Here is a 24812-nt window from a genome sequence, read left to right as displayed (position 1 = left end):
CTCTGCCCTTACTCTGGACTATCATTACCTCCGGGCGCTGCTGGTGCAACAGTTGCGCCTGGTGCTGGTGCTGTCGGAGCAGATGCTGGTGGAACTTCTTGTCCGGTTTGTGGTTGATTGGGGATGCTAGGAAGTGGAATTTGAGTGCTGCCGGGAGGTAAGTTAAGGTTGGGGTTGTTTGGAGGTAAGTTAGGAGCGGGAGTGAGTGGCGAGCCTGGTAAAGGTATGGCTCCACCAGGAGTAGCCCCTGGATTGATCGGTAAATTGGGAAGTGGCTGTAATGGATTTGCAGGCTGTTCTTCAGAACCGGGTATAATTGCTAAAGATACCCTGTCACCACCGACTTGTCGCAGCAAATCTAATATTTCAATTACATCATTATAAGTTGCCGATCGCGAAGCATATAGTACAAGAGTACCTTGAGGATTTGCTGCAAGATAGTTCTTTAAGATATCTCCTAGCTGCTGGCGCTCTACCCGATCTTTTTCGACATAAATTTGACCGACTGCATCAATGGTAACGGGCAAAATTTCTCGTTCTGTCTGGCCTTGTACGCTTGATGAAGCAGTGTTAGCTTGGGGTAAATCGATGTTGATTGATTGTTGGCGAGTAAATTGTAACGATGCCAAAATAAAAAATGTCAGAATGCAAAAAACAACGTCGATTAACGGGATAATTTGAACTTGAACTTCTTCAGTCGGATTATTTAGGTTTATTTTCATTTGTTAATTCTCACCACGTGCTTACGGCAACAGGAATCAGATGGAAGTAAGGGACTACTAATTAATTGCAAGGCAGGCTTATTCAAGCGCGAACCCAATCTAAAAAATAAAGCTATTAGCTATTAGCTATTAGTTATTAGCTAATAGTGCTTGCACCGTCTTTACGGTGGGGTATTAAAATCGCTCGTAGCAGAAAGCTGTTAGCGCAGCGTGCGCGGTAGCGCATAAGCTCGATAAAAAGAAAAAAACACGCCGTTGCTGAAAATTAAATTTACGCAGTGTGTGTGTGGAGCGTGTATTATCGTTTTGGCAAATGTAAGCGATTATTTATCTTCAGATTCGGGTGAATCGGATTCTGTTGTTTGAGGAGGTTCCGAAAACTTATTTCTCCCTCGCTTACGCGGGCTTCTAGAATTTTCCTGCTTGGTATCTTTATCTCCTACAACTACTTCAGATAGCGCTCTACGAGGTCTAAGAGTGGTATCAGTTGGAGGAAATTGACGATAAAGCAACTCCATCTCATTCCCAGCCTGACGGAAAACCTTGACTTGATTAACTAGCAAAGCTTGAAAGTATCGATAGAAAATCAAACTGACGATCGCAACTACTAATCCGGCTGCCGTACTGTATAGCGATTCACCAATACCAGAAGTCGCTCCAGCAGTAGCGGAGGTACCCAAATCCGAAATATTAATTGACTCAAGAGATTGAATCAAACCCCAAACGGTACCAAATAATCCTAATAAAGGTGCAACGGCAATTACCAACTCTAAAACTTTTTCGCCGCGACGCATTAAAGATAATTCATTTTCTGCCGTTGCTTCGAGCGCCAATCTAAAAGTTTCGGGATCTCTTCTTGGTAAACTTAAAGGCGCATAGAGAAACCTACCAATAGGTTGACGATCTGCTCTTTCGGCAATTTCGGCAGCTAGTCCCCAATCATCCCGAGCTGCGTCTAATACGCGATCGACAATCTTCCTTTCTTGAGTTAAAATTCGCAGCCAGAACCATAGCCGCTCGAAAATTACGCTCAAAGATAAAATCGAGAAAAAAAGCAAAGGCCACACTACAGGCCCAATCTTACGTACTATATCTTCAATATTCATTTTACAAGTCTCCTCCGTTCATCCTCAACCAAATTCACACCACTTTAATTTTAGAGATTAATGCACAAGTTCTACATTTTTATGAAAAGAACGTATATTTAATATCTACCAGATAAGCAGAAAGTTAGTAGCATATTCCTTACCATAATAGGGCGGTTATTCCCACAGTTCGGAATGGTCATATTTTGTCAAAATTAAAGGTATGTTGAGGTAAAAAAGATGAAATACTCAATTCAATCAGTTTATGAATGGTATCGTGGTTTAATTCGTAATCCCAAATACCGTTGGTGGGTACTTTTAGGGACTCTCGTATATTTTGTGAGTCCGATTGATGTAATTCCCGATATTTTCCCGATTGTCGGACAAATTGACGACGTTTTTGTGTTAACGCTATTAGTCAGCGAATTCTCACAATTGCTTATCGAAGGCTTCAAATCACGTAAGGGAGTTACAGATACAGATACAAATGATTCAGATAGCACAACCGATGCGGCTGCAAGAAATAAAAGTGCAGATACTATCGATGTTGATGCTGTTTCCGTAAAATAGTATTAGTCGCGAAATAAAACTTATCAACCTCCTTTTTCCGCTTGCCAATGCGCCGAGAAAGGGGGATATTTTTTTTCAGTGAACAGTGTTAGCGTTAGCGGAGCGTGTCCGATAGGACATAGCGTGTCCCGAAAGGGACATACAGTTAGGAGTTATGAGTTATGAGTAGCAAGTAGCAAGTAGCAACTAACTAATTCTTCTCCTTGTCCCCTTGTCCCCCTATCCCCCCATCTCCCCATCCCCCCATCTCCCCATCCCCCCATCTTATGAAAAATCTCCCTGTCATCGGACTAATTCCCGCTGGTGGAAAGGCTACGCGAATTTCTCCTTTACCTTTGAGTAAGGAGTTATATCCTGTGGGTTTTCGGGGTGATGTTGATGATATTAAAAAAAATAATCAAAATAATCGAGCAAGATTACGTCCTAAAGTTGTTTCTCACTACTTGCTTGAAAAGATGCAGCTAGCGGGTATTGATAAAGCATATTTTATTTTGCGTCCGGGTAAATGGGATATTCCGGCATATTTTGGCGATGGTGAAATGCTGGCAATGAATTTGGGTTATCTAATTATGGGTTTACCTTATGGCGTACCTTTTACTTTGGATAGTGCTTATCCTTTTGTTAAAGATGCTGTGATAGCTTTAGGTTTTCCCGATATTTTATTTGAACCAAAAGATGCTTTTATCCAAATATTAAAACGTTTGAAAGCAAGTAAAGCTGATGTGGTTTTGGGACTATTTCCTACGGATAAACCCCAGAAAGCTGGTATGGTGGATTTTGATGATACGGGTAAGGTTATTTCGATAATTGAAAAGCCATTTCAGTCAGATTTACGTTTTATGTGGGGAATTGCTGTTTGGAAACCTGAGTTTACTGAGTTTCTACATGAGTATTTGATTGCTGTTAAAGAAGATATAAATTTACTTAATTTGCCGGAAATTCCGATTGGGAATGTGATTCAAGCTGCTATAAATCAAGGTTTGCAAGTGGAAGCGGAAGCTTTTAGAAATGGTAGTTATTTGGATATTGGTACCCCTGATGATTTGATTAAGGCTGTAAGAGGGTTTGGTGATGGGTTTGAGTAATTATTTTTTTTAAACGCAAAGTTACGCGGAGGTTTCGCAAAGTTTCGCTGAGGGGAGATATTACTTTTTTTGTCTTTGAAATAGATATATCTGATAATAATTATAAAAATATTTATGTATTTCTTAAATACTTTAAATACAACCACTATCTAAAGATAAACTAATATTCCGTCGGAGGAATGAGAGGAGCGCTAACCGAATTTTGGTATTGTAATTTCATTTGCATTTGGAGAGGGTAGAATGCGGTGAAGCTGAGAACCAAGATTCTCGCTGGTTATGGTGTTAGTCTCGCCTTAGTTATACTTTTGGGTATGTGGGGTGTTGCGAATATTTGGCGTTTGGGGCAGGCTAGTGAAGCGATTTTGCGGGAAAATTACCGCAGTATTCGCGCTGCTCAAGGAATGGTGGAAGCTTTGGAGCGTCAAGATAGCGCTAATTTGATTTCGCTGTCGGCAGATAATACTAACGCTATTAATTTATTCGCAGATAATCAAGTTGAGTTTCTGCAATGGCTGTCGCGAGCTAAGGATAATATTACTATCGATGGCGAAGCTGATATTTTAGCTCAGTTAGAAAAAAGCTATCGAGAGTATGTGAGCAGCGTTACTCAATTTCGCTCTTTACAAAATCAACCCGAAACGGCGAGAAGTTTTTACGAGCGATCGGTTTTACCCAAGTTTGAAGCAGTACGTCAAGCTTCTATCGAGTTACGAAACTTGAACCAGCAGACGATGGAAGCAGCTTCGCAACAAGCACAAGTTACTTCTCGAAATGCGATCGCATCAATGATATTTGCGGGTTCTTCTGCTGCTGTATTGGGATTAAGTTTTAGCCTAATTCTTTCCAAAAATTTAACCCGCCCGTTGAAGAAAATTACGGAAGCGACTGAGGAAGTTGCTGGTGGTAATTATGATGTCAATATTCCGGTACAATCTAACGATGAGTTGGGACATTTGGCGGGAGAAATCAATTCTATGAGCCAAAAACTCAAGAATTTTCACGCTTTAAATGTTAATACAATTATTGCTCAAAAACAGCGCAATGAAGCAATTATTGATAGTATTACTGACGGAATTATAGTAGTAGATGACCGCTGTAATATTATTGATATTAATCCGACAGCTGCAAGTTTATTTAATGCTAAACCTAAATTAGCAGAAGGAAGACATTATTTAGAAGTTATTGAAGATAGGACTTTGTATAATGAAATTCAAGCTACAGCGGAAGCTGGCGAGTCTTCACAATTAAACCCAGATAAATCGGTTTTAACTTTAGAAAAAAACGGCATTGAGTATTTCTATCGCTACGTTACGACTCCGGTAAAAACTGAAGATGGTAAACGATTAGGTGTAGTTTTGCTGTTGCAAGATGTGACTAAATTTAAACAAATCGATCAGTTAAAAAGTGATTTTGTGATGACAGCTTCTCACGAATTGCGAACTCCTTTAACGGGAATGGCAATGAGTATCGATCTACTTTTGGAAACCGCACAACAAAAGTTATCGGAATCAGAGCAAGAATTATTATTAGCCGCTTCCGAAGATGTACAGCGGTTGCGGAGTTTGGTAAACGATCTACTCGACCTTTCTAAGATAGAATCCGGTCGAATTGATATGGAAAGAGTACCTATTAAAGCTAATTTTATTATCGATAAAGTAATATCATTATTTAAAGTGCAAACTCAAGAAAAGAATATCAAATTAAATAAAAAACCAATAGAAGAATTACCGGAGGTAAACGCCGATGCGAATAAAATTACTTGGGTATTAACAAATTTGGTCGCAAACGCTTTACGCTATGCAGAATCGCAAATTGAAATTGCAGCAACACAACACGGTAACTCAATTTACTTTTCAGTAAGCGATGATGGACCCGGAATTGCTCCCGCATTTCAAAGCAAAATTTTTGACAAATTTGTGCAAGTCAAAACAGAACGCGATATCGGGGGTAGCGGCTTAGGATTATCTATATGTAAGGAGATTGTCAAAGCTCACGGCGGCATTATCTGGGTAGATTCCACAGTGGGTCAGGGTAGTAGGTTTAATTTTACACTGCCAATAAATACACATTTAAGTCAAAATTCTGATAAACAATCCAATAAACAAGGAGAACTAACTAATGTCTGAAACAAGAATTTTAGTTGTAGATGATGAAAAAAATATTCGATTAACGGTAGCTCAATGTTTGCAACCCCAAGGTTATACTGTTAAAACAGCTATCAACGGACAAGAAGCACTTGCTCAACTTGAAGAATATGACCCTCAATTAATGCTCCTAGATTTGCAAATGCCGGGAATGAACGGTTTAGAAGTATTGGAAAAAGCAAAAGAACGTCTACCCGATTTACACGTAATTATGATATCGGCTCATGGTAACGTTGAAAATGCCGTAGAAGCAATGAAATTAGGCGCAGTAGACTTTATGCAAAAACCTTTTACCCCCAAAGAAATTCGCGAATTAGTAGCAAGGGTATTAGGTAGAGAAAACGTTTCAGATTTACCAACAGATTACGACTCATTGATGTCAGCAGCCAAACACCGTGTCAGCAAACGTCAATTTGAAGAAGCGATAACTTTAGTTAAACAAGCAATTGGTACAAATCCTAATAATGCCGAAGCATTTAATATGTTAGGAGAACTTTTAGAAGTAACTGGCGATAGTTTACAAGCAAAAAAAAATTATCGCGTTGCTACAGATTTAGATCCAGCTTACAAGCCAGCACAGAAAAATTTGGAACGAGCCACAGCTTCGCCAAAATCTCGTTTGAAGATGTAAGAATTGGGGATTGGGCATAGGGCATGGGAAATTGGTAATTGGTAATAGAAAATATATTTCAAAAAAATGGCAAAGTCTCAATACATTGTAGTTGTAGGTTGCGGTCGTTTGGGTTCAATTTTGGCGAGTCAATTGAGTGGTGAAGGTAATTCTGTTGTAGTTATCGATCGCCACGAATCTGTTTTTGATCATTTGGGAGGGGAATTTAGCGGTTTTCAGATTGTTGGTGATGCAACGGAACTTGCTGTATTGCGAAGTGCGAAAGCCGATAAAGCAGATTGCTTGCTAGCTGTTACCGACTCTGACAATATTAATATTATGGTGGCGCAAATAGCCAAAAAGTTGTTTGACATTCCCAGGGTATTAGCTCGCGTATTCGATCCAAATCGCGAAGCAATTTACCGCGAATTTGGTATTGAAACAATTAGTCCGACGCAACTTTCTGCGGAAGCTTTTGTGAAAAGTTTAAATTAGTTGTTAGTAGTTAGTAGATAGTAGATAGTTGTTAGTTGTTAGTAATTTCAATATTTAAGTTTTGACCTCTAACCTTTGACCTTTAACCTTTTATGATATTTTATGAAAATCATTCTAATTGGCAGTGATAAATTAGTTTATTTTTTAGGCAGACAGTTTGCTAGTAAGGGCTATCAACTAACTATTATTACTCCCAATGAAACCCAAGCTTTAACATTGTCTCGAAAGCTGAAAGCAACGGTTATTAAAGGTGACGGTAGCAACCCTATAATACTTCAAGAAGCTGGTGCTTATAGTGCTGATGTTTTGTTGGCTTTGACGGCTCTTGACCAAGATAATTTGGTTGCTTGTCAAATTGCTCAAGATCGTTATGGGGTTCCTCGTACTGTTGCTTTAGTTAATGACCCCGATAACCGCGAAGTTTTCCAAAAATTGGGTGTGACTCAAGCGTTTTCAGCTACAGAAATTCTCGGTTCTTTAATTGAACAGCAAGCAGATATTCAAGATATTAAAAATTTACTACCTGTCGCAGATACGGAAGTTACCTTAACAGAAATGACGCTACAAGATGATAGTCCTGCTGTTGAGAAAACCCCCGAACAATTGAATTTGAATGGAGCGGCGATCGCCTGCATTATTCGCGGTGGAAGTGTCTTACAAGCTAAGGAATACAGCCGTTTGCGGAGTGGCGATCGCCTGATTTTAATCAGTCAATCAGATTACTGTGCTAAGGCTCAACGTACAATTATGGGGGAGAAAGTTTAATATGAGTCGTTACAAAAGCTTTTTACGTCAGCGTTACCGCGCTATTTTTGGTTACACGGGTTTAGTTTGTCTGATTTCCGGACTCGCTTTACTTTCACCCTTAATTGCCTTAATTGCTTACCCAGAAGAAGTTTCACTGGCTTGGGCTTTTCTGATTCCTGGTATCATACTTTGCGCTGTGGGCTTTCTCTTATGGCGCAGTTTAGCTCCTAAAAAAGCCACCAGCTTGACTTTACAAGAAGGTGCGGTAATTGTTGTTTTGTCGTGGTTGGTAGCAATTCTTGTCGGTACGGTACCGTTAATGACGGTGCAGGGATTGAACTTTACCCAGGCAATGTTTGAATCAACCAGCGGTTGGACAACAACGGGGCTTTCGGTGGTAGACGTAACCAAAGCTTCGCGGTTGATATTACTTTACCGCAGCACCATAGAACTGTTTGGTGGAGCGGGATTGGCGATTATTACATTGAGTGCGATCGCGGGACCTAGTGGTTCTGGTTTAGCGAGTGCGGAAGGGCGTACCGAGCAGTTGGTTCCTAACGTGCGACGTTCTGCAAAGCTGGTTTTAGTTATTTATTTAGGATATATCGTAGTAGGAACCATAGCGCTAGATTTGGCGGGAATGAGTTTCTTTGACGCGATTAACCATTCCTTCGCTGCTGTTTCTACAGGAGGTTTTTCCACTCGTCCCGAATCTATCGGTTACTGGGATAATACTGCTGTCGAAGTAGTAACAAATATATTAATGATTGTGGGAGCATTCAACTTTGTCACTAGCTATATGTTGCTGACGGGTAAGTTCAAATCGGTGATGCGTAACGGAGAAATACGGCTGCAATTTTTACTGTATGTCTTGTGTAGCGTTGTTTTGTTCTTTGGTGTGGTTCTGCCACTATATCCTAACTTAGGTAAAGCAATTCGAGTCTCTATATTTGAAACCATCACCGCTCTTTCGACAACTGGTTTTTCTACTGTGGGATATACCGATTGGAATGGTTTGGGATGGTTGATATTAATACTATTAATGTTAATTGGTGGCGGAAGTGGTTCGACAGCAGGCGGTATCAAACAAATCCGCGTATATATCCTTTATCGCGCTTTAATGTGGGAAATACGCCGGATGTTAATGCCATCTGGGACAGTTAATGAAGCTTATATTTGGCAAGGTGAACAACGGCAATTTATGCAAAACGACCAAGTTAAGCAAATTAGTATATTTGTATTTCTTTATTTAATGATTTTTGGTATTGGTAGCGCGATTATCGCCGCTCACGGTTACACGCTGCAAGAAAGTTTGTTTGAATATGCCAGCGCTATGGGAACAGTGGGTTTATCGGTAGGGGTAACGGCTGCGGATGCTGCACCTGGTTTGTTGTGGGCAGAAACTGTAGGAATGTTTTTAGGGCGTTTGGAATTCTTCACGGTGTTTGTGGGAGTAGTGCGTTTGTTGCGCGATACCCGTCCAATTTTGGCGTGATTTGTTGAAACGCAAAGGTACGCGGAGGTTTCGCAAAGTTTCGCAGAGGAGAGATATGGCTTCTTTCTCTCTAAATTTCTTCCTCTGCGCTCTCTGCGCTTAGTAAGGTTTTTCAATCGGTAATTTTCTGCTAAGAAGTGATTAATCCCCGCAACTCTTTTAAGGAATTCACAGTTTTAACTCCTCTTTGAATCACCTTTAATTGTTCTAAATCGGTGATTTGAGAGATTTGTGGCATTAATTGCAATCCTTCGTTACCGAACTTGATTTCTAAATCCATTTCGATACCTGATATTATTCCTCGTGCTTCACCACGGGCTTCACCTTCTCTCAAAATCTGCTGATACCAAGGAGATTCAGTTAATATTGCCATATCCCACCTCATGATTTGTTTGACTAAAGCGCTATCTATTACGAAGGTAGCAAAAAAAGCTAAAACGGTTTCTAGTTGATTTAGGTTTTCATCGGTGCGAAGTCTTTGTAAGGCTCGCTGTATGGTTGATTCTTCCGCACCATCTTTAAGAATTGGTACGAATGGTAGTAAAGATGATAAGTTTTCTTCAAATGCGAGATTAGCATCAACTTCCCATAGATTAATTACGCGGTAATCTTGACGTGCTGTTATTCCTGCGAATTCTGATTGGTAGCTGCTGGGTATTTCCGTTTCACTGAGTTTGAGAATGTTAATTAAGACGGGATAAACGGGAAGATTATATTTTTCTTCTGCTAGTGCTACATAAGCTCGCATTCGTCTGGGCATTTCTGCTTTATAGCGCAATTGTAATTCGTTTAAAGCCAGAAATTCGCCATATCGTTCGCTTTGAGCGCGAATCAATACGTCGGATTCTCTACTTATCCATTGAAATTCGGAGTCGAGAATTTCGGTTGCTGTGATGTCGGGGATTTGAGTTACCCATTTCACCCAGTTTTCTGGTGCTAGGCTAATTATTCTTTTGCTGCTAATGTCGGCGGATTTTGTCATGAAGGTAGATGCACGGAGTTGAGATAATTATTTTAATCTCTGATGGGAGGAAATTAGATAATTAAAATTTAATATATGAAAATTATCTGTAATTAACTAATCTCGGATGGTGCGTTAGACGATTTTTAAATTATCGTTAACAATAATAGTTAATTGTGCGTCTAACACACCCTACAAAAATATTAAATTACAATCTATTTAAACTTCTACTTCGGCTTCACTAACTGCGAATTCATCACCAAATTCTGTTAAGAATCTAAATGCTTTGACAATATTTTTCGCACATTCTTGGGGAGAAGTGTTATAAAAATAGCGCCATGCTGCGGCTTTGTCTTCGTCGTATTTATCGCTTCTTCCGGGTTGATTAGTTAACCAGTTTAAGCGCACGGCGTGTCCAATTAATACATCTAAGACGATATATCCACTGATTTGTAATTGAGGATTATTAATGGATATCGCTGCTAGTTCCATTAAGGCTTCAACGTTTGCCTGTCGGTATTCTGGGGCTTCGATTTTGTTTAGCAAGTGTTCGACTCTCAAGGCAAAGTTTTTTTCACTCGCTGTCATTTCTGATACCAGAATACTATCTAAGCGGTTGCGACGTTCTAATTTATCGCCGATTATTAAGCCTTTGCAGTGGTGCATTAATTCCCAAACTCTTTCAAAGAAGTCATCGGGTACGCGGTTAATGGCTCCTTGTGCTTGCCGATATCGTCGCCAACCTCCTTCTGGTACATCTATTTTTTCTAAACTAATTGGCTTTAATATCCAGTCTATTTCGTTTTCTTTTTGCTTAACGTGCAGTGATTCTTGCTGACGCAATAACTGATTCATGCCGGAATATTCTAACAAACAGTCTTTCAATCGCATTTTGACTTCAAAGGGCGATCGCTGCATTAAGTTTTCGTAGGCTTCATCTTGAGTAATATCTTCCTCTCTAGCAAGTTTACTGGTAATAAATAAGATTAGATGAGATGTTCTAATAGTAAGTAATCCTTGAAATATTTCTGGTTCGGAATTGATTAAGGTACGCAGGTAAATTAAAATTTCTTGAGTTAAAACTCCGTCTCTGACATCTTCGCGACAGAAATCTTTGATTTTCTCGACTATTTCTTTATGGGAAAGCGGTACTGTTATCAATGATGCTTCGTTGTAAGCTCTACCAACTGCTATTTGCTTACCGCGTGCTAAAAGGCTGGTGACTATATCCGATAAGCGCATATCTGCCATTTGCAGCAATCCAGCAGCACGACGCACAACCGCCCAAAGTCCGATTTCACCTGCTTTGTAATAAACTTCGTCGAGTAAATCCGATACTGTTACGGTATTACCATCGCCAAAGCCGGTATCGAAATCAAGCCCCTGCAATCGGGTTAATGTCTGCAATAATTCGATTTGTTCGTAAAGGTTATCTGAGCAGCGCAAGGAATCAAGCAAGAATTCTAAGTTGGTTTCGCATTCCATTTGGAATTCTTGGGTATGTTCTAATAACCAGTTGTTTTCTGGATTATAAAGTAAATAAGAACTGCGAGGAGCAATTTTTGTAACTGGCGATGTTTGAAATTCAAAGTTTTGCTGTACGTTAACTCTTTGAATATTAGCGGTAAGCATTAACTGATTGAGTCTTCCCAATTTTACTCGCACGTTGTTACATACACCGTTATTTAGTTCTTCCATTAATGATAATAATGCTTCGCTACCAGTTTCTAACATGGTGCGAGTTAGCATTAAAGTTAAAGTCGGACGACCTAAATCGCTCCAATATTTTTCAATATAAGCTAGTTCACCTTTGAGTTGAGCTACAAGAAAGTGATAATCTAAGGTTAAGTAAAACTGTTCTGAATCTAAGAATGAAGGTAGAAATACAACGTTTTCGTTACCGATGCGGAAAATTCTCGATGTAGTTAAACTTCTCGGCAGTCTTGGCGGTCTTCCTGTTAAACCAAGTTTTTCGTTACATCCAATTCCTTGATAAATTGCAATTAAATCTCCTGCTTGGCGTACTTTAATTGGTTTTATTTGTGATAGGGTTTCCGTTTGAATTCCGCGAACTGCTAATTTAGCCTGTAAATCTTCATCTTCTGCTAATAAAGCAATTTGTACTATCGGTTGACGCTCTCTTCCTACAGTTAAATGTCTTCCTAAAGGGTCAATATCTCCTACAGAAAGTAATTTTTCACTTAACATTTGTCCGAGAAAATACAAACTTTGCGCCCATACTAAAGGAACGTTTTCGTTGGGTAAACGTTTTTGAGTTCCGGGTACTTGTTTCTCGGCTGCGATATTTTCTTCTGGTACAAAATAAACTTCCGGTAGCAAACGCATATTATCGCGTTCAACTAGCGTATATTCTAAACTTTGCTGATAATGCTTGATTCTATCTAATTCGCCGCGAAATAATGCATCTAAATATAAATAAGTAAAAAATAACGGCCATTCACATTCGATATGCTCGAATTGCTTAAGCTCGCTGGGTTCGTAATGCAAACGGTGACTATCTTCCAAAACTGTTTGATGCCCGTCGCGCAAAAACCGCTTGCAACCGTAATTACCTTCTAACTTATTTACTATCTCTTCCAAAGTCGAAAGGCGTAAACTTTCATCTTCCACAGCAAAAGCCGGAAAACTAATTACGCTCAAAAGTGCTGCATCAATTTCTTTAGAAGCCGATTCTCTAGGCAATAAATATTCTAAGGTAATGCGAGCGCGGGCAATTTCATCGGGTAGCACGTGGATTACCGATGCTTTACTTCCATGCACCCCAAATAAATCTAGTCCGTTGATAGCTTCTAAGGCAGCTTTCGCCATACCCACGGAACTAGCATTTAATTCTGCATTACCATGATTGATTTTATTACCTCGTTCCCAAATTCCGTAATCTGGAGTGCGGTAAGCTCGTCCAATATAGTAAACCAGATTTTGCACAAAATCGACTTCATCAAGAGTGTAAACCAACTGCACTCCCGAAGCTGTCATTTGCGCCAACATCAGCAAATATATAGATGTTGCATCAAGCTGTAAATGTCCCCATTCATCGTCACCAACCACAATATCGCCAGTTGCAGTATTGTACTTGGCGTGTAAAGCATCAGCATGGGATTGAGTATGTTTGAATTTTTCTACTTTAAGTGCCTGTCGCATCATCGAGAATAACAATCCTCGCATCAACTTGATAACGCTGTGTTCTAATTCGTAAGTGCGCCCCTTATCTTCATCAACTTTACGATAAGCTAACGCTAATCCCCAAACCGCTAAAATACTGTAAACGTTATCGCGTACCCAAGCATCGGTATAGTCTCCGTGGGCAGTTATCGCCGTGGAAGCCGGGAGCAAACCAGTAATCGGATTTTGACGCGCCAGAATAATAGTTTTAACTTGCTGATAATAATATTCCAGGCGCTTAAGTAACTCTAGAGTTTTAAACATAATCAAATTCGATAAATCTTGGCGGGATTTGAACCCATAACTATCCAGTCAATTTTACGAGCTAAAACAAGGTAATTTCTGTAATCGCCACTAACGATATGACAAACTTTTGTTCTTCAAAGTTTTTTGCAAACAATACAAATATCTTGTTTCAACCTTGCAAGTTGTCAAACAGTAAATATTGCGGTTTTTTTTTGCAGATTGTCAACAAGTCAAAATATTTAGTTTTGAAATCCCGTGTTTTTCTTGATTGAAATTTTGGTGAAATTTGCTTTAATGCTAAATATTCCTATTATTCTCTGCAAAAAGTGTATTGTTATCAAGCTATTTGCTGCGATAAATTATTTGCACTATTTATCTAAGTTAGATTCTCGTTTTAACCAACCTATAAATATTGACAATTAGGTCTTAATAATATATGAAACCCTAACGAAAAAAAGACTATTGTTAAGTTACTGTAAATTTTGATGCCGTAAAGAAAGTGGCGTTTAGCGGGAAGCTGCCTATATCGCGAATAGGTTCTTAGGAATTTGACAGTAGTTTTCTGGGATATTTTAACTATGCCGGATCTACGTTGAATGCCATCTGTTTTGCTTATTAACTGGGAAAACAGAGACTTTGTATATGTGATAGTACTGATTTTTATTTGGGTGCTTAAAATAAAAATTACTTGCTACAATGTTAATAATTTGACATCTCGAATTGTCAGGGAGATTAATATATTACCTTGACATAGATAGCGATAGTAGTAAAATCTACTCTATTGAGATGAAAATCGGGGCATAGAGCTATTCGGTAGTGCGTAATATCACACAAACATAATACTGAAGCTCAGCATCTACCGGATTACACTGTTCCGGGTTAGTATTATGACTTAGCGATGCCCTCATAGGTAATCGATGTTGATTTTTTAAATATTTATGGACAAAAGTCCGGAAGACGGTAGTACCATCCTCCTCTAAGCTGTAGAGTTTATCTCTCAGCGCGGGGGAGATAAAAGGAGAAAATATGCTTATTCAAGATGTTCGCAATTGTGCAATCAACATTGTTGATTTTGGCGTTTCAGATTTAAATGAACTCAAATGGGATTTGAACCATTTACCAGCCGTTGATGTAGGGGATTACATCACCAATTTATCCAGAAAACAGCGTGCGATCGCCTTTCGTTTGCTGAATAAAAATCGAGCGATCGACGTATTTGAATATTTACCTGCTGAAGTACAGGAACTATTAATAAATTCTCTCCATGACGTACAGGTAGCGCAAATCCTCGAAGCGATGAGTCCTGACGAACGTGCGGAATTATTCGACGAATTACCCGCGAAGGTTGTCAAACGGTTGTTACAGTCTTTGAGTCCCCAACAAAGACAAGTCACTGCAACGATTCTCGGCTATCCAGAAGGTACCGCAGGCAGGGTAATGACTACCGAATACGTGCGGTTGCAAGAGGGATTGACAGTCAGAGAAGTTCTTAATAAAATCCGCTGTCAAGACGAAGATAAAGAAACTATTTATTATGCCTACGTCACCGATAACAACCGTAAATTAGTTAGCGTTGTATCGCTGCGACAGTTGCTGTTTTCCTATCCTGATGCTTTATTGCGAGATATAGCCGCTGCCAAAGTAATCAGAACTACTACAGATACTCCTCAGCGGGAAGTAGCTAAAATCATGAAGCGTTACGATTTAATTGCTTTACCTGTAGTTGACCGGGAAGATAGACTTGTAGGCATTGTCACTATCGATGACGTAGTAGATATTATCGACGAAGAAGCTACCGAAGAGATTCAAAAACTTGCAGGGGTAACTGGTGGTGACGAAAGTGCTTTGTGTTCCCCTAAAGTAACTCTCCGCAAACGTTTACCTTGGCTGCTGGGAAATATCGGTTTGTATATTGCTGCCGCTAGCGCGATCGCACCTTTCCAGGAAGTGATTAAAGTAGTGCCAGTTTTAGCAATAATTATGCCTATCTTGGCAAACAGTAGCGGTAACGTAGCTTTTCAGGTTTTATCAGTAACAGTACGGGGATTGGGTTTAGGAGAAGTAACTCCCAAAGACACAATGACTTTATTGCGAAAGGAGTTAACCGCAGGCTTAGGAACGGCGGTGGGATTGGGTTTAGCATTAACAACTTTATCAATGATGTGGTCGCCCCCGGATGAGCGTTGGGTATCATTTGTTGCTGGAAGCGTAATGGCAGTAAACGTAATGATAGCCGTAACTTTAGGAACCGTATTGCCAATGGGTTTAAAACGCTTAAACCTAGATCCAGCATTAATTAGCGGCCCTCTAATGACCACAACTTTAGACGCAGTTGGTTTTATGACATTTTTATCCTTAATTTCCTTCGCTTTGCAAGTATTCTCTTAACAGTGAGCAGTTATCAGTTATCAGTTATCAGCGAACAGTTAGTATTCCACCACATTTATTTTAAAGCGCTACTACAAACCTTAAGCTTAATCTCCAAAACTGTATCTGAATACAAAAGAAAATCCTATATTCACTGCTCACTGTTCACTGATAACTGTTAACTGTTCATAACTTGACCGTTATCGCTTAAAATTGGTGAATGCCGAATTCGATCGCATTGATTAACAACGCCGGAAACCGCTTTTATTTGATGTGTAATAAGGATTTGTAAAAATTAGTAAAATAGAGCAAAAATTATGAGTACAGTAACTCAAGTCCAAGAAACCGAATTTGATACGCTTTTAAAATCTGAAAATCTACTTGTTGTTGATTTTAGCGCAAGTTGGTGCGGGCCTTGTCGTGTGGTTGCACCTTTGGTTGAACAATTAGCGCAAGAGCATCAAGATATTAAAGTAGTAAAAATAGACGTAGATAAAGATAAACCCCTGGCTAAAAGATACGAAGTTAAAAGCATTCCTGCGGTGTTAATTTTCAAAAATGGCGAGTTAGTAGAAAATATTGTCGGTGTTAAACCTTATGAAGAATTTGCCGACGCAGTTAAAAAGAATCTTTAGGGAATAGGGAATAGGTAATAGGGAATAGGTAATTGGTAATTGGCACTGAGCAGTGAATAATGTCTCCTTGTCCCCTTGTCCCCCCATCCCCCCACTCTCCCCATCCCACATCTTTTATAGTTAAAACTACCACTTGGTGGTATGATTTGCTCTGCACACTTAAACGCCGTAACTGTAGAGACATCATCGCTCGTGCAACAAGCACGCCAGAGTCGATAAAAATCTATGCCTACTACCACCTGGACTCGTCATCACGTTCTTTCCCTAGCTGATTTCACCGCTACTGAATACAACGCAGTTTTACAGACTGCTGCTAGTTTTCAGGAAGTACTAACGCGGCGGATGAAAAAAGTACCTACTTTGCAGGGACAAGTGGTGGCGAATTTGTTTTTTGAACCATCAACTCGGACTCGCAGTAGTTTTGAACTTGCTGCCAAACGTTTGAGTGCAGATACGTTGAACTTCTCCGCAGCAAGTTCTTCGATGACAAAGGGAGAAACAATTTTAGATACAGCCAAAACTTATTTAGCGATGGGCACCGATATTATGGTGGTGCGCCATCGGGAAGCAGGAGTACCAAACGCGATCGCAGCAGAAATGGATCGTTTGGGTGTAAAAGTTAGCGTGCTAAATGCTGGTGACGGACAGCACGAGCATCCTTCTCAAGGGCTATTAGATTTGTTTACTATCTGTAGTTTACTTGACCCAGAGTTGCCCCGGTTGGAGCTTTTACAAGGTAAAAAAATTGCGATCGTTGGAGATATTCTGCATTCTCGCGTTGCCAGATCGAATATTTGGAGTCTTACCGCAGCTACTGGCGCAGAGCTACATTTAGCAGCACCACCAACGCTTTTACCGAAATTATTTGCAGATTACGGCAAAGATCGGCCGGGTAAATTATTCGTACATTGGGAATTAGAGCCAGCTTTGCAGGATGCTGATTTTGTGATGACATTAAGATTGCAAAAGGAACGGATGACAGAGCATTTATTGCCTTCCTTGCGTGAATATCATCAGTTATTTGGAATTACGCGGGATAAATTACGAAACTGTAACGATAACGTGAAAGTATTACATCCGGGGCCGGTAAATAGGGGTGTTGAAATTAGTTCGGATTTAATGGATGACCCAGAATTTAGTTTAATACAAAATCAGGTGACGAGCGGGGTCGCGGTAAGGATGGCTTTGCTGTATTTGATTGGTAGCGGTAAGAGCTAGGAATTAAAAATTAATTTGTAGGTTGGGTTAGACGCACAAAGAAGTATAGTTTTTACGAAAAATTATATTTGCGTCGTAACCCAACATATTTTGCATCAATACAGTTAAAGACAATTACAATTGACCTAAACTAAACTTTTTATCAGTAAAAGCACTTACTTTTTTAAGATTGTGTTAGTAGAAAAATAAATTAGGGAACCATAACTCCAGAACATAAAAATATTTTGACCACATGAAAGGGATTGCTTTTCTATCTGGATTGATAAGTAGTTTACTAACTTCAGGAATTACACTACCAGCAATTGCTCAAGTAAGTAGCGATGGTACAACTAATACAACTAATACAACTGTCAATTCAACTAATAATAATTTCAATATCCTTAACGGTATTCAAAAAGAAAATAATTTATTTCATAGCTTCAAAGAGTTTTCGATTCCTACAGGTGGTTCGGCGACTTTCAATAATTCTACCGATGTAGTAAATATTATTAACCGGGTAACGGGTGGAAATATTTCTAATATTGATGGGTTAATCAAGGCTCAGGGTAATGCCAATTTATTTTTGATTAATCCTGCGGGAATTGTATTTGGTGAAAATGCGCGATTAGATATTGGTGGTTCTTTCTTAGGAAGTACAGCAAATAGTATTAAATTTGCGGATGGGTTTGAGTTTAGTGCTACCGAGACTGCAACACCCCCTTTATTGACAATAAGTACACCTATCGGTTTACAACTTGGAAAAAATTCTGGCAGTATTAATATTCAAGGGCAAGGACATAGTTATCTGCATCCAGGCAATTTTGTAGAACCAATTAACCGCGATTCACAATTGGCAGGTTTAAGCGTCCTTCCAGGAAAAACATTAGCTGTTATTGGCAATAATATTCGTTTAGATGGAGGGATTTTAGTTGCCCAAAGCGGACAAGTTGAGCTAGGAAGCGTTAACGGAGGAACTGTTAACTTTGATACGAGTTCTGCCATCTGGGAACTAGATTACGCTCCCGTACAAAATTTTTCCGATATCCATCTGACTAATGCAGCGCTAATTGATGCAAGTGGAAATCCTGGAGGTTCGATTCATCTTCAAGCAAAAGCTGTTCAAATCCAAGATAGTTCTGCTGTGTTTGTTCAACATCAAGGAATGCAAAATGCTGGTCGGATTGAGATTAATACAGACTTGTTAGAACTAAGTGGGGCATTGCCAAACAAAGACCAAAGTTTGATTTTGTCCGAGAATTTGAGTAGTCAGCAGAAAGCTAATATTGATATTTCAGCCAAACAGGTATTAGCAAAAGATGGCGGTTTAATTACCTCTACAACTTATCAAAGTGGAGGTGTCGGTGGGAGCATTTCCATTAATGCAGCAGAATCAATTCAGTTTTTTGGATTTTCTCCTTTCGCTGCCTCTAGTACGAGTGGTATTTTAACTCCATCTCACAAAGGTGGTGGAAGAGGTGGAAATATTGCGATCAAAACTCAAGACGTTTTACTAAAAGATGGTGCAGTAATATTATCTGGTATTTTTGGCGGTAATGGTGGCGGTAATATCAGTATTACTTCAGATAATATTTCTTTAATTGGCGAGAATTCCGGTACTTCTGGAGCCTCAGCACTAGCTGCAACAACTCTGTTTGGTGGAGATGCTGGTGCGATCGCCAGGTGCGGCGTGCTTTATTAACAGCGGTAGATAAGGATGACAAAAACACTGATAAGCCAGCTTTGGGCACTCTTGTTGCGTTGAAATATCTGGCCGCAGAAAAGATTGAATTAGAAGCTGTTGACGCAGAACAAAAAAAATATCGGTTAGGTAAACAAATTCACGTACCGTTAGAAGTAGGGGAAGCTGGTTATACTAAAGCTGATTCAGGTGGATATCAAATTTTACTTAATTGGTACGGTTCCGATAAAGCATTTACGAAAGTATCAATGCGCGATGTGATAGCCGGGAAAATACCTAAAGACATAATGCGCGATCGCATGGTGTTTATTGGTTCCACAGCAGAGAGTACTAATGATTTTTTTGGTACTCCTTTTAGTTCTTCTTTTTTAACTGCGGGAAGCCCGACTCCAGGGGTTATTATTCATGCCAATATTGCTTTGCAATTAGTAGAGGGAGCAAAAACCGGAAAGTGGTATTCAAGGAAATATACCGCAAATTCTGATTGTGGAAGATGAGGAAAATCACCTCAATGTATTGAGCAATTTAACAAAAGTCATCGGCTTTCGCACTTTAGAAGCAAGCGATGGTATAGAAGGGCTAAAGTTGGCAACGGAAAACAACCCAGATGCGATTTTACTAGATTTAGCAATGCCTAATATGGATGGTTTTGAGTTGATGGTGAAACTTCAAGCCAATCCTCAAACTTCTTCTATCCCAATCATTGTTTCTAGCGCTAGCGTTTTTGATGCAGATAAACAACGCAGTTTAGAAGCAGGAGCAAAAAGTTTTTTACCGAAACCTTTACAAGTTGAAGAATTAACCAAAACATTGGGAAATCTCTTAAATTTGGAATGGATTTACGATAACTTAAATTCCAATATTGATACCACACTATCTCAATCTTCTTCTCCCAATCCCAAAGATTTCACCCAAACTGAAATAATTCCTCCATCAGAAGAAATCATCGAGCAACTATATCATTTCGCAATGATGGGTGATATTTCAGCAATTGAGGGAATACTAAAAGAAATCACATCCGGAGATAAGCAATTACTTATCTTCGCAAACGAGCTAGGTAAACTTACCGTTAGCTTTCAAACTGCGAAGATTCGTAAATTTCTCAAACAGTTTCTAGCTAAGGAGTCTACTCAAAAATGACAAATATTTTATCTCAAGAAATTAATATTCTTTTGGTTGACGACAATCCAACCAACCTTAAAGTGCTGTTTGAAGTTATTGGGGGATATGCCTGGAAAGTACTGATGGCAACTGACGGTGAATCAGCAATCGAGCAAGCAGAATATGCTAAACCCGATCTGATTTTATTAGATGTAATGATGCCGGGTATTGATGGATTTGAAACTTGTCGCAGATTAAAAGCTAATCCCATTACCGAAAATATACCAGTTATTTTCATGACTGCTCTTTCTGACATTACAGATAAAGTCAGAGGTTTAGAAATTGGAGCAGTTGACTACATTACCAAACCTTTTCAAAAAGAAGAAGTTATTGCTCGATTAAAACTACATTTAAAATTGTCTTTACTCACCCGCAATCTCGAACAACAAGTGCAGCAACGTACCGTAGAATTAACCCAGTCCTTAGAAGAATTGCAACAAACCCAATTACAATTAATTCAAAGCGAAAAAATGTCTACTTTGGGACAACTTGTTGCTGGGATTGGACACGAAATTAATAATCCGATTGGTTTTATTGCTGGAAGTTGCTCTAATATCGAAGAATACCTTAATGATATTTTTAGTCTGGTAGAGCTTCAACAGCAAAAGTTATCCGATTCAGAAGATGAAGAAATTGAAGAACTTATTGAGGAAATAGACTTAGAATATTTGAAAGAGGATTTACCCAAACTGATTAAATCAATGCGTCAGGGAATCACTCGTTTAAAAGATATCAGTCTATCTCTAAGAACTTTTGCTCGTGGTGATATTGCATCTCAAGTAGAATATCAGATTCATGAAGGAATTAATAGTACTTTGATGCTACTCAAACATCGACTTAAAGATATAGGAGAGCGTCCAAAAATTAATATTATTAAAAACTATAGCGAGCTACCACCAATTAATTGCTATCCAGGACAATTAAATCAGGTATTTATGAACATTATCGCTAATGCTATTGATGCATTTGACGATTTACATGAAAATTCCGACGAACAAACAGCCACTTCACCATACAGTATCACAATTGCAACATCTGTAGATTCTACACAAAACATTGTCTCAATTTGTGTTGAAGATAACGCTTTAGGTATGCCTCCTGAAGTACAAGCTCGAATTTTTGAACCATCTTTTACAACTAAAGCTGTAGGAAAAGGAACCGGATTGGGATTAGCAATTAGTCACCAAATTATTGTCGAGAAACACAGTGGAACAATTGATTGTTTTTCAACCATTGGAAAAGGAACTAAATTTATAATTACTTTGCCAATTTAGTTTTTATTTAAAGTAATTAGTAATTAGATATATTTGAAACAGTTTATGATTAATTTTTATTTTATCTAGGCGATATTTAAGGTAATGGGTAATGGGTAATAGATTTTATTTACAAATTCGCAATTGATTACAAAAGAAAATAACCATTAATTGCAAATGGTGCAAATTATCATTGGCATCTTTTATTCACTACTCACTACTCCTAACTCCTAATTCCCTACTCCCTATTCCCTTCCTTAAGTTTATATTCGTTTCGCTGCAACAATTTTTTAGTAGTCACTAACACTGTGACTAATAGCAAAGCTTGGATTTCCCAAGGTGCTAAAATCAAGCTCAGAATAAAACTAATAATCGCGAATAAACCTGACAGATATCCCACTTCATCGCTACATCGGTTATAGATATAGCCAGTAATTACACAGATAGAAAGTGGAAGTAGAAAAAATAAAGGCATCTTTTCTCAACTCCGAATTTAAAGCATTTGCTTTGATACAAATATGATAAGGCTGCGACATAAGCTTATGTAACTAATATTACACCTTTCAGCTTTTTGTTACAACATCTTGTCTATACAAACAGCGCATCGGATAAATAATCCGAATGTTTTCTTATAGTTTAGTATATTAGCTTATCACTATATACCAACGCTCTTTAAATAATATAGGGCGTAAAATTACCTTTTATGTAGTGTTCTTTTAAGAATTGCAGAATTATGCTGAATATTCCCCAACTGTTAGCCACTGAACTAAATCTTAAACCTTTTCAGGTGCAAAACGCGCTAGAACTATTTGCTGAAGGTGCAACTATCCCCTTTGTCGCACGCTACCGTAAAGAGCGTACAGGGGAGATGAATGAAACTCAGTTGCGCGATTTGTCGGATAGGTTCACTTATCTTACAGAATTAGAAGATAGAAAATCGGTAATATTAAATGCTATTGAGGAACAAGGTAAACTCACCGATCAATTAAAAAAGCAAATCGAATTATGTTTGCAAAAAACAGAATTAGAAGATTTATATTTACCATTTCGTCCCAAACGTCGCACTCGCGCTACTATTGCTAAGGAAAAGGGACTCGATAAGTTAGCGGAATTTATTAAGTCGTTAAACGTGAAAAATGGTGCTAGTGGCGATCTAAATGTAGAAGCAGCTAAATATATTAACGTCGAAAAAGAAGTTAAAACCGCAGAAGAAGCGCTTAAAGGTGCCAGCGATATTTTAGCGGAAGAAACGGCGGAAAAGGCTAAGTTAAGGGCATATTTGCGCGAAATGTTGTTAGAGGAAGGGGTATTTGTTTCCAGCATTAAAGATGAACATCCCGAAGGTACAACAAAGTATGAAATGTACCGCGATTATCAAATGAGAGTTTGCAATATTGCACCTCATAATATGCTGGCTTTGTGTCGGGGAGACAAGGAGAAAATATTAAGTTACGAAATCGTTTTTGATGAAGATTATGTACTTGAGTATTTAGAGTCAGAAGAAATTCGCTCCCTACAGCCAGAAATTCGCAAGTTTTATCAGCAGATGCTCAAAGATGCATTTAACCGCTTGATGAAAAACTCGCTGACGAATGAAGTGATATCCGAGAAAAAAGAATATGCAGATATTGAGTCTATCAAGACATTTGAAACTAATCTACGCAACTTGTTACTGTCAGCACCAGCAGGAATGAAACCAGCGATCGCCATCGATCCGGGTTTTAGAACTGGCTGCAAAGTGGCGATATTAGACGAAACTGGCAAATTTTTAGAGTATCAAGCGGTATTTCCTCACACCGGAGCCGGAAAACGCAGCGAAGCCGCCAAAACCCTGCAAAATTTGATGGAGAAATACAAAGTTGAATTAATTGCGATCGGTAACGGTACGGCATCCCGCGAAACCGACGAATTTGTTGTGGAAGTTTTGCAGAATATGCAAATTAAACCAGTCAAAGTCATGGTTAACGAATCCGGTGCATCGATATATTCAGCCAGTAAAGTCGCGATCGAAGAATTCCCCGACTTAGATATTACCGTGCGCGGAGCAATTAGCATAGGTCGTCGCTTACAAGATCCTTTAGCCGAATTAGTCAAAATTGACCCCAAATCCATCGGTGTGGGACAATATCAACACGACGTAGACCAAAAATTGCTTAAAAAGAAATTAGATGAAACCGTAGAAAGCTGCGTTAACTACGTTGGAGTTGATTTAAATACAGCTTCCAAAGAACTTTTGACTTCTGTTTCTGGAATTTCATCCAGCGTCGCCAATAATATAGTTCAATATCGCAACGAAAATGGAGCCTTCAAAAATCGTCGTCAACTATTAAAAGTTCCTAAATTAGGACCAAAAGCATTTGAGCAAGCAGCAGGTTTTCTCAGAATTCGCGGTGGTGAAAATCCTTTAGATAATACCGCAGTGCATCCCGAAAGTTATGCAGTAGTGAAAAATATTGCAACTGATTTGAAAGTTGAATTAAAGCAAGTTACTAAAATAGCCGAAAATCTGAAAAAAGCCGACTTAAAGAAATACGTTACCGATAAAGTTGGGGAACCAACATTAAGAGATATTATCGGGGAATTAGAAAAACCTGGAAGAGATCCACGAGCTGAATTTCAATATGCCACCTTCAAAGAAGGAGTTAACGAGATTAGCGATTTAGAAGAAGGAATGGTATTAGAAGGAATTGTTACTAACGTTGCCAACTTTGGGGCTTTCGTAGATGTGGGAGTGCATCAAGATGGTTTGGTACATATATCTCAATTAGCAAATCAATTTGTCAAAGATCCCAATGAGATAGTTAAAGTTGGGGAAGTTGTCAAAGTTAAAGTTTTGGAAGTTAATCAGAAATTGAAGCGGATTGGTTTATCGATGAAAGCAGTGAGTCAGTAAACCTCACCCCAGCCCTCTCCGATGTTTTGGGAGAGGGAGTTGGAGAAGATGATTTTTGTAGATGGTAGATGGTAGGTTGGGTTAAAGGCGTAAATATGTTTATGCTTGATGCGATATTGATAATGCGCCGTAACCCAACATTTTGATGTTGAAAAGAACAAATAACTGATGTAGAGACGTAGCAGTGCTACGTCTCCCCGCATTTAGATTACCAACGAAAATGTAGCGGTGGATTAATTTTAAACGCGCACTAAATATTGTCAT

Annotated in this window: 21 protein-coding genes; 15 read left to right on the top strand and 6 right to left on the bottom strand. The window is 39.0% G+C overall.

Annotated elements, in window-relative coordinates; translation table 11 throughout:
• Positions 1-8 precede the first annotated feature (8 nt).
• Positions 9-722: an ExbD/TolR family protein gene (locus ACM03V_RS07925; protein WP_414620224.1), complete on the bottom strand. Its 714-nt coding sequence runs from the start codon at positions 720-722 to the stop codon at positions 9-11.
• A gap of 323 nt (positions 723-1045) precedes the next feature.
• Complete coding sequence (locus ACM03V_RS07920; protein WP_414620223.1) at positions 1046-1828, bottom strand: MotA/TolQ/ExbB proton channel family protein; 783 nt, start codon at positions 1826-1828, stop codon at positions 1046-1048.
• A gap of 219 nt (positions 1829-2047) precedes the next feature.
• Here ACM03V_RS07920 and ACM03V_RS07915 point away from each other — a divergent pair, with 219 nt between their 5' ends.
• From ACM03V_RS07915 to ACM03V_RS07885, 7 genes are all read left to right on the top strand, one after another.
• Complete coding sequence (locus ACM03V_RS07915; RefSeq protein ID WP_414620222.1) at positions 2048-2377, top strand: YkvA family protein; 330 nt, start codon at positions 2048-2050, stop codon at positions 2375-2377.
• 266 nt (positions 2378-2643) lie between these two features.
• Entirely contained in the window at positions 2644-3462 is an 819-nt protein-coding gene (locus tag ACM03V_RS07910; RefSeq protein WP_414620221.1) for a sugar phosphate nucleotidyltransferase, read from the top strand.
• Between the two features lie 245 nt (positions 3463-3707).
• Positions 3708-5588, top strand: a complete 1881-nt coding sequence (locus ACM03V_RS07905; RefSeq protein ID WP_414620220.1) for an ATP-binding protein — start codon at positions 3708-3710, stop codon at positions 5586-5588.
• The gene (locus ACM03V_RS07900; RefSeq protein WP_414620219.1) at positions 5581-6237 is read left to right on the top strand and encodes a response regulator; all 657 of its coding nucleotides are present in this window, start codon (positions 5581-5583) and stop codon (positions 6235-6237) included. Before ACM03V_RS07905 ends, ACM03V_RS07900 begins: the two co-directional genes overlap by 8 nt.
• 66 nt (positions 6238-6303) lie before the next feature.
• Positions 6304-6711, top strand: coding sequence for a potassium channel family protein (locus ACM03V_RS07895; protein WP_414620218.1), 408 nt, complete (start codon positions 6304-6306; stop codon positions 6709-6711).
• 102 nt (positions 6712-6813) lie between these two features.
• Positions 6814-7476, top strand: a complete 663-nt coding sequence (locus ACM03V_RS07890; RefSeq protein WP_414620217.1) for a potassium channel family protein — start codon at positions 6814-6816, stop codon at positions 7474-7476.
• A gap of 1 nt (position 7477) precedes the next feature.
• Positions 7478-8953, top strand: a complete 1476-nt coding sequence (locus ACM03V_RS07885) for a TrkH family potassium uptake protein (RefSeq protein WP_414620216.1) — start codon at positions 7478-7480, stop codon at positions 8951-8953.
• Positions 8954-9083: 130 nt separating this feature from the next.
• Here ACM03V_RS07885 and ACM03V_RS07880 read toward each other — a convergent pair whose 3' ends face one another.
• Positions 9084-9935 (bottom strand): Rpn family recombination-promoting nuclease/putative transposase, encoded by an 852-nt coding sequence (locus tag ACM03V_RS07880; RefSeq protein WP_414620215.1) that lies wholly within the window; start codon positions 9933-9935, stop codon positions 9084-9086.
• Positions 9936-10133: 198 nt separating this feature from the next.
• Positions 10134-13361, bottom strand: coding sequence for a glycoside hydrolase family 15 protein (locus ACM03V_RS07875; RefSeq protein ID WP_414620214.1), 3228 nt, complete (start codon positions 13359-13361; stop codon positions 10134-10136).
• A gap of 1008 nt (positions 13362-14369) precedes the next feature.
• Here ACM03V_RS07875 and mgtE point away from each other — a divergent pair.
• The 7 genes from mgtE to ACM03V_RS07840 all read left to right on the top strand — a co-directional run bounded on the left by mgtE (position 14370) and on the right by ACM03V_RS07840 (position 21676).
• Positions 14370-15731: a magnesium transporter gene (gene mgtE / locus ACM03V_RS07870; RefSeq protein WP_414620213.1), complete on the top strand. Its 1362-nt coding sequence runs from the start codon at positions 14370-14372 to the stop codon at positions 15729-15731.
• A 296-nt stretch (positions 15732-16027) separates the two neighbouring features.
• On the top strand, positions 16028-16345 hold the full coding sequence (trxA, locus tag ACM03V_RS07865) for a thioredoxin (RefSeq protein ID WP_414620212.1): 318 nt from the start codon (positions 16028-16030) through the stop codon (positions 16343-16345).
• Between the two features lie 225 nt (positions 16346-16570).
• Positions 16571-17563, top strand: a complete 993-nt coding sequence (locus tag ACM03V_RS07860) for an aspartate carbamoyltransferase catalytic subunit (RefSeq protein WP_414620211.1) — start codon at positions 16571-16573, stop codon at positions 17561-17563.
• Positions 17564-17795: 232 nt separating this feature from the next.
• On the top strand, positions 17796-19241 hold the full coding sequence (locus ACM03V_RS07855; protein WP_414620210.1) for a filamentous hemagglutinin N-terminal domain-containing protein: 1446 nt from the start codon (positions 17796-17798) through the stop codon (positions 19239-19241).
• Complete coding sequence (locus tag ACM03V_RS07850; RefSeq protein ID WP_414620209.1) at positions 19223-19738, top strand: CHASE2 domain-containing protein; 516 nt, start codon at positions 19223-19225, stop codon at positions 19736-19738. The genes ACM03V_RS07855 and ACM03V_RS07850 overlap by 19 nt, the downstream gene beginning before the upstream one ends.
• On the top strand, positions 19728-20381 hold the full coding sequence (locus tag ACM03V_RS07845) for a response regulator (protein WP_414620208.1): 654 nt from the start codon (positions 19728-19730) through the stop codon (positions 20379-20381). Before ACM03V_RS07850 ends, ACM03V_RS07845 begins: the two co-directional genes overlap by 11 nt.
• Complete coding sequence (locus ACM03V_RS07840) at positions 20378-21676, top strand: response regulator (RefSeq protein ID WP_414620207.1); 1299 nt, start codon at positions 20378-20380, stop codon at positions 21674-21676. The genes ACM03V_RS07845 and ACM03V_RS07840 overlap by 4 nt, the downstream gene beginning before the upstream one ends.
• Positions 21677-21893: 217 nt before the next feature.
• On the opposite strand, the gene ACM03V_RS07835 is transcribed toward ACM03V_RS07840, so the two are convergent.
• A complete protein-coding gene (locus ACM03V_RS07835; RefSeq protein ID WP_414620206.1) occupies positions 21894-22130 on the bottom strand; it encodes a hypothetical protein in 237 nt (78 codons plus the stop codon).
• Between the two features lie 258 nt (positions 22131-22388).
• Between ACM03V_RS07835 and ACM03V_RS07830 the strand changes: the two genes are divergently transcribed.
• Positions 22389-24548: a Tex family protein gene (locus ACM03V_RS07830; protein ID WP_414620205.1), complete on the top strand. Its 2160-nt coding sequence runs from the start codon at positions 22389-22391 to the stop codon at positions 24546-24548.
• A 99-nt stretch (positions 24549-24647) separates the two neighbouring features.
• Here ACM03V_RS07830 and ACM03V_RS07825 read toward each other — a convergent pair whose 3' ends face one another.
• A complete protein-coding gene (locus ACM03V_RS07825; RefSeq protein WP_414620204.1) occupies positions 24648-24812 on the bottom strand; it encodes a hypothetical protein in 165 nt (54 codons plus the stop codon).

The sequence above is a fragment of the Calothrix sp. CCY 0018 genome (genome assembly GCF_963920925.1).
Lineage (GTDB): Bacteria > Cyanobacteriota > Cyanobacteriia > Cyanobacteriales > Nostocaceae > Rivularia.
Note: the sequence above shows the minus strand (reverse complement) of the source record. Positions and strands in the feature narration are given on the sequence as shown.

Bases quoted from the DNA above. Each gene is read 5' to 3' on its own strand.
- ACM03V_RS07825 (WP_414620204.1), bottom strand. From the start codon at position 24,812: ATGACAATATTTAGTGCGCGTTTAAAATTAATCCACCGCTACATTTTC.
- mgtE (WP_414620213.1), top strand. From the start codon at position 14,370: ATGCTTATTCAAGATGTTCGCAATTGTGCAATCAACATTGTTGATTTT.
- ACM03V_RS07895 (WP_414620218.1), top strand. From the start codon at position 6,304: ATGGCAAAGTCTCAATACATTGTAGTTGTAGGTTGCGGTCGTTTGGGT.
- ACM03V_RS07915 (WP_414620222.1), top strand. From the start codon at position 2,048: ATGAAATACTCAATTCAATCAGTTTATGAATGGTATCGTGGTTTAATT.
- ACM03V_RS07925 (WP_414620224.1), bottom strand. From the start codon at position 722: ATGAAAATAAACCTAAATAATCCGACTGAAGAAGTTCAAGTTCAAATT.
- ACM03V_RS07920 (WP_414620223.1), bottom strand. From the start codon at position 1,828: ATGAATATTGAAGATATAGTACGTAAGATTGGGCCTGTAGTGTGGCCT.
- ACM03V_RS07890 (WP_414620217.1), top strand. From the start codon at position 6,814: ATGAAAATCATTCTAATTGGCAGTGATAAATTAGTTTATTTTTTAGGC.
- ACM03V_RS07910 (WP_414620221.1), top strand. From the start codon at position 2,644: ATGAAAAATCTCCCTGTCATCGGACTAATTCCCGCTGGTGGAAAGGCT.
- ACM03V_RS07900 (WP_414620219.1), top strand. From the start codon at position 5,581: ATGTCTGAAACAAGAATTTTAGTTGTAGATGATGAAAAAAATATTCGA.
- ACM03V_RS07885 (WP_414620216.1), top strand. From the start codon at position 7,478: ATGAGTCGTTACAAAAGCTTTTTACGTCAGCGTTACCGCGCTATTTTT.
- ACM03V_RS07875 (WP_414620214.1), bottom strand. From the start codon at position 13,361: ATGTTTAAAACTCTAGAGTTACTTAAGCGCCTGGAATATTATTATCAG.
- trxA (WP_414620212.1), top strand. From the start codon at position 16,028: ATGAGTACAGTAACTCAAGTCCAAGAAACCGAATTTGATACGCTTTTA.
- ACM03V_RS07855 (WP_414620210.1), top strand. From the start codon at position 17,796: ATGAAAGGGATTGCTTTTCTATCTGGATTGATAAGTAGTTTACTAACT.
- ACM03V_RS07835 (WP_414620206.1), bottom strand. From the start codon at position 22,130: ATGCCTTTATTTTTTCTACTTCCACTTTCTATCTGTGTAATTACTGGC.
- ACM03V_RS07880 (WP_414620215.1), bottom strand. From the start codon at position 9,935: ATGACAAAATCCGCCGACATTAGCAGCAAAAGAATAATTAGCCTAGCA.
- ACM03V_RS07860 (WP_414620211.1), top strand. From the start codon at position 16,571: ATGCCTACTACCACCTGGACTCGTCATCACGTTCTTTCCCTAGCTGAT.
- ACM03V_RS07830 (WP_414620205.1), top strand. From the start codon at position 22,389: ATGCTGAATATTCCCCAACTGTTAGCCACTGAACTAAATCTTAAACCT.
- ACM03V_RS07840 (WP_414620207.1), top strand. From the start codon at position 20,378: ATGACAAATATTTTATCTCAAGAAATTAATATTCTTTTGGTTGACGAC.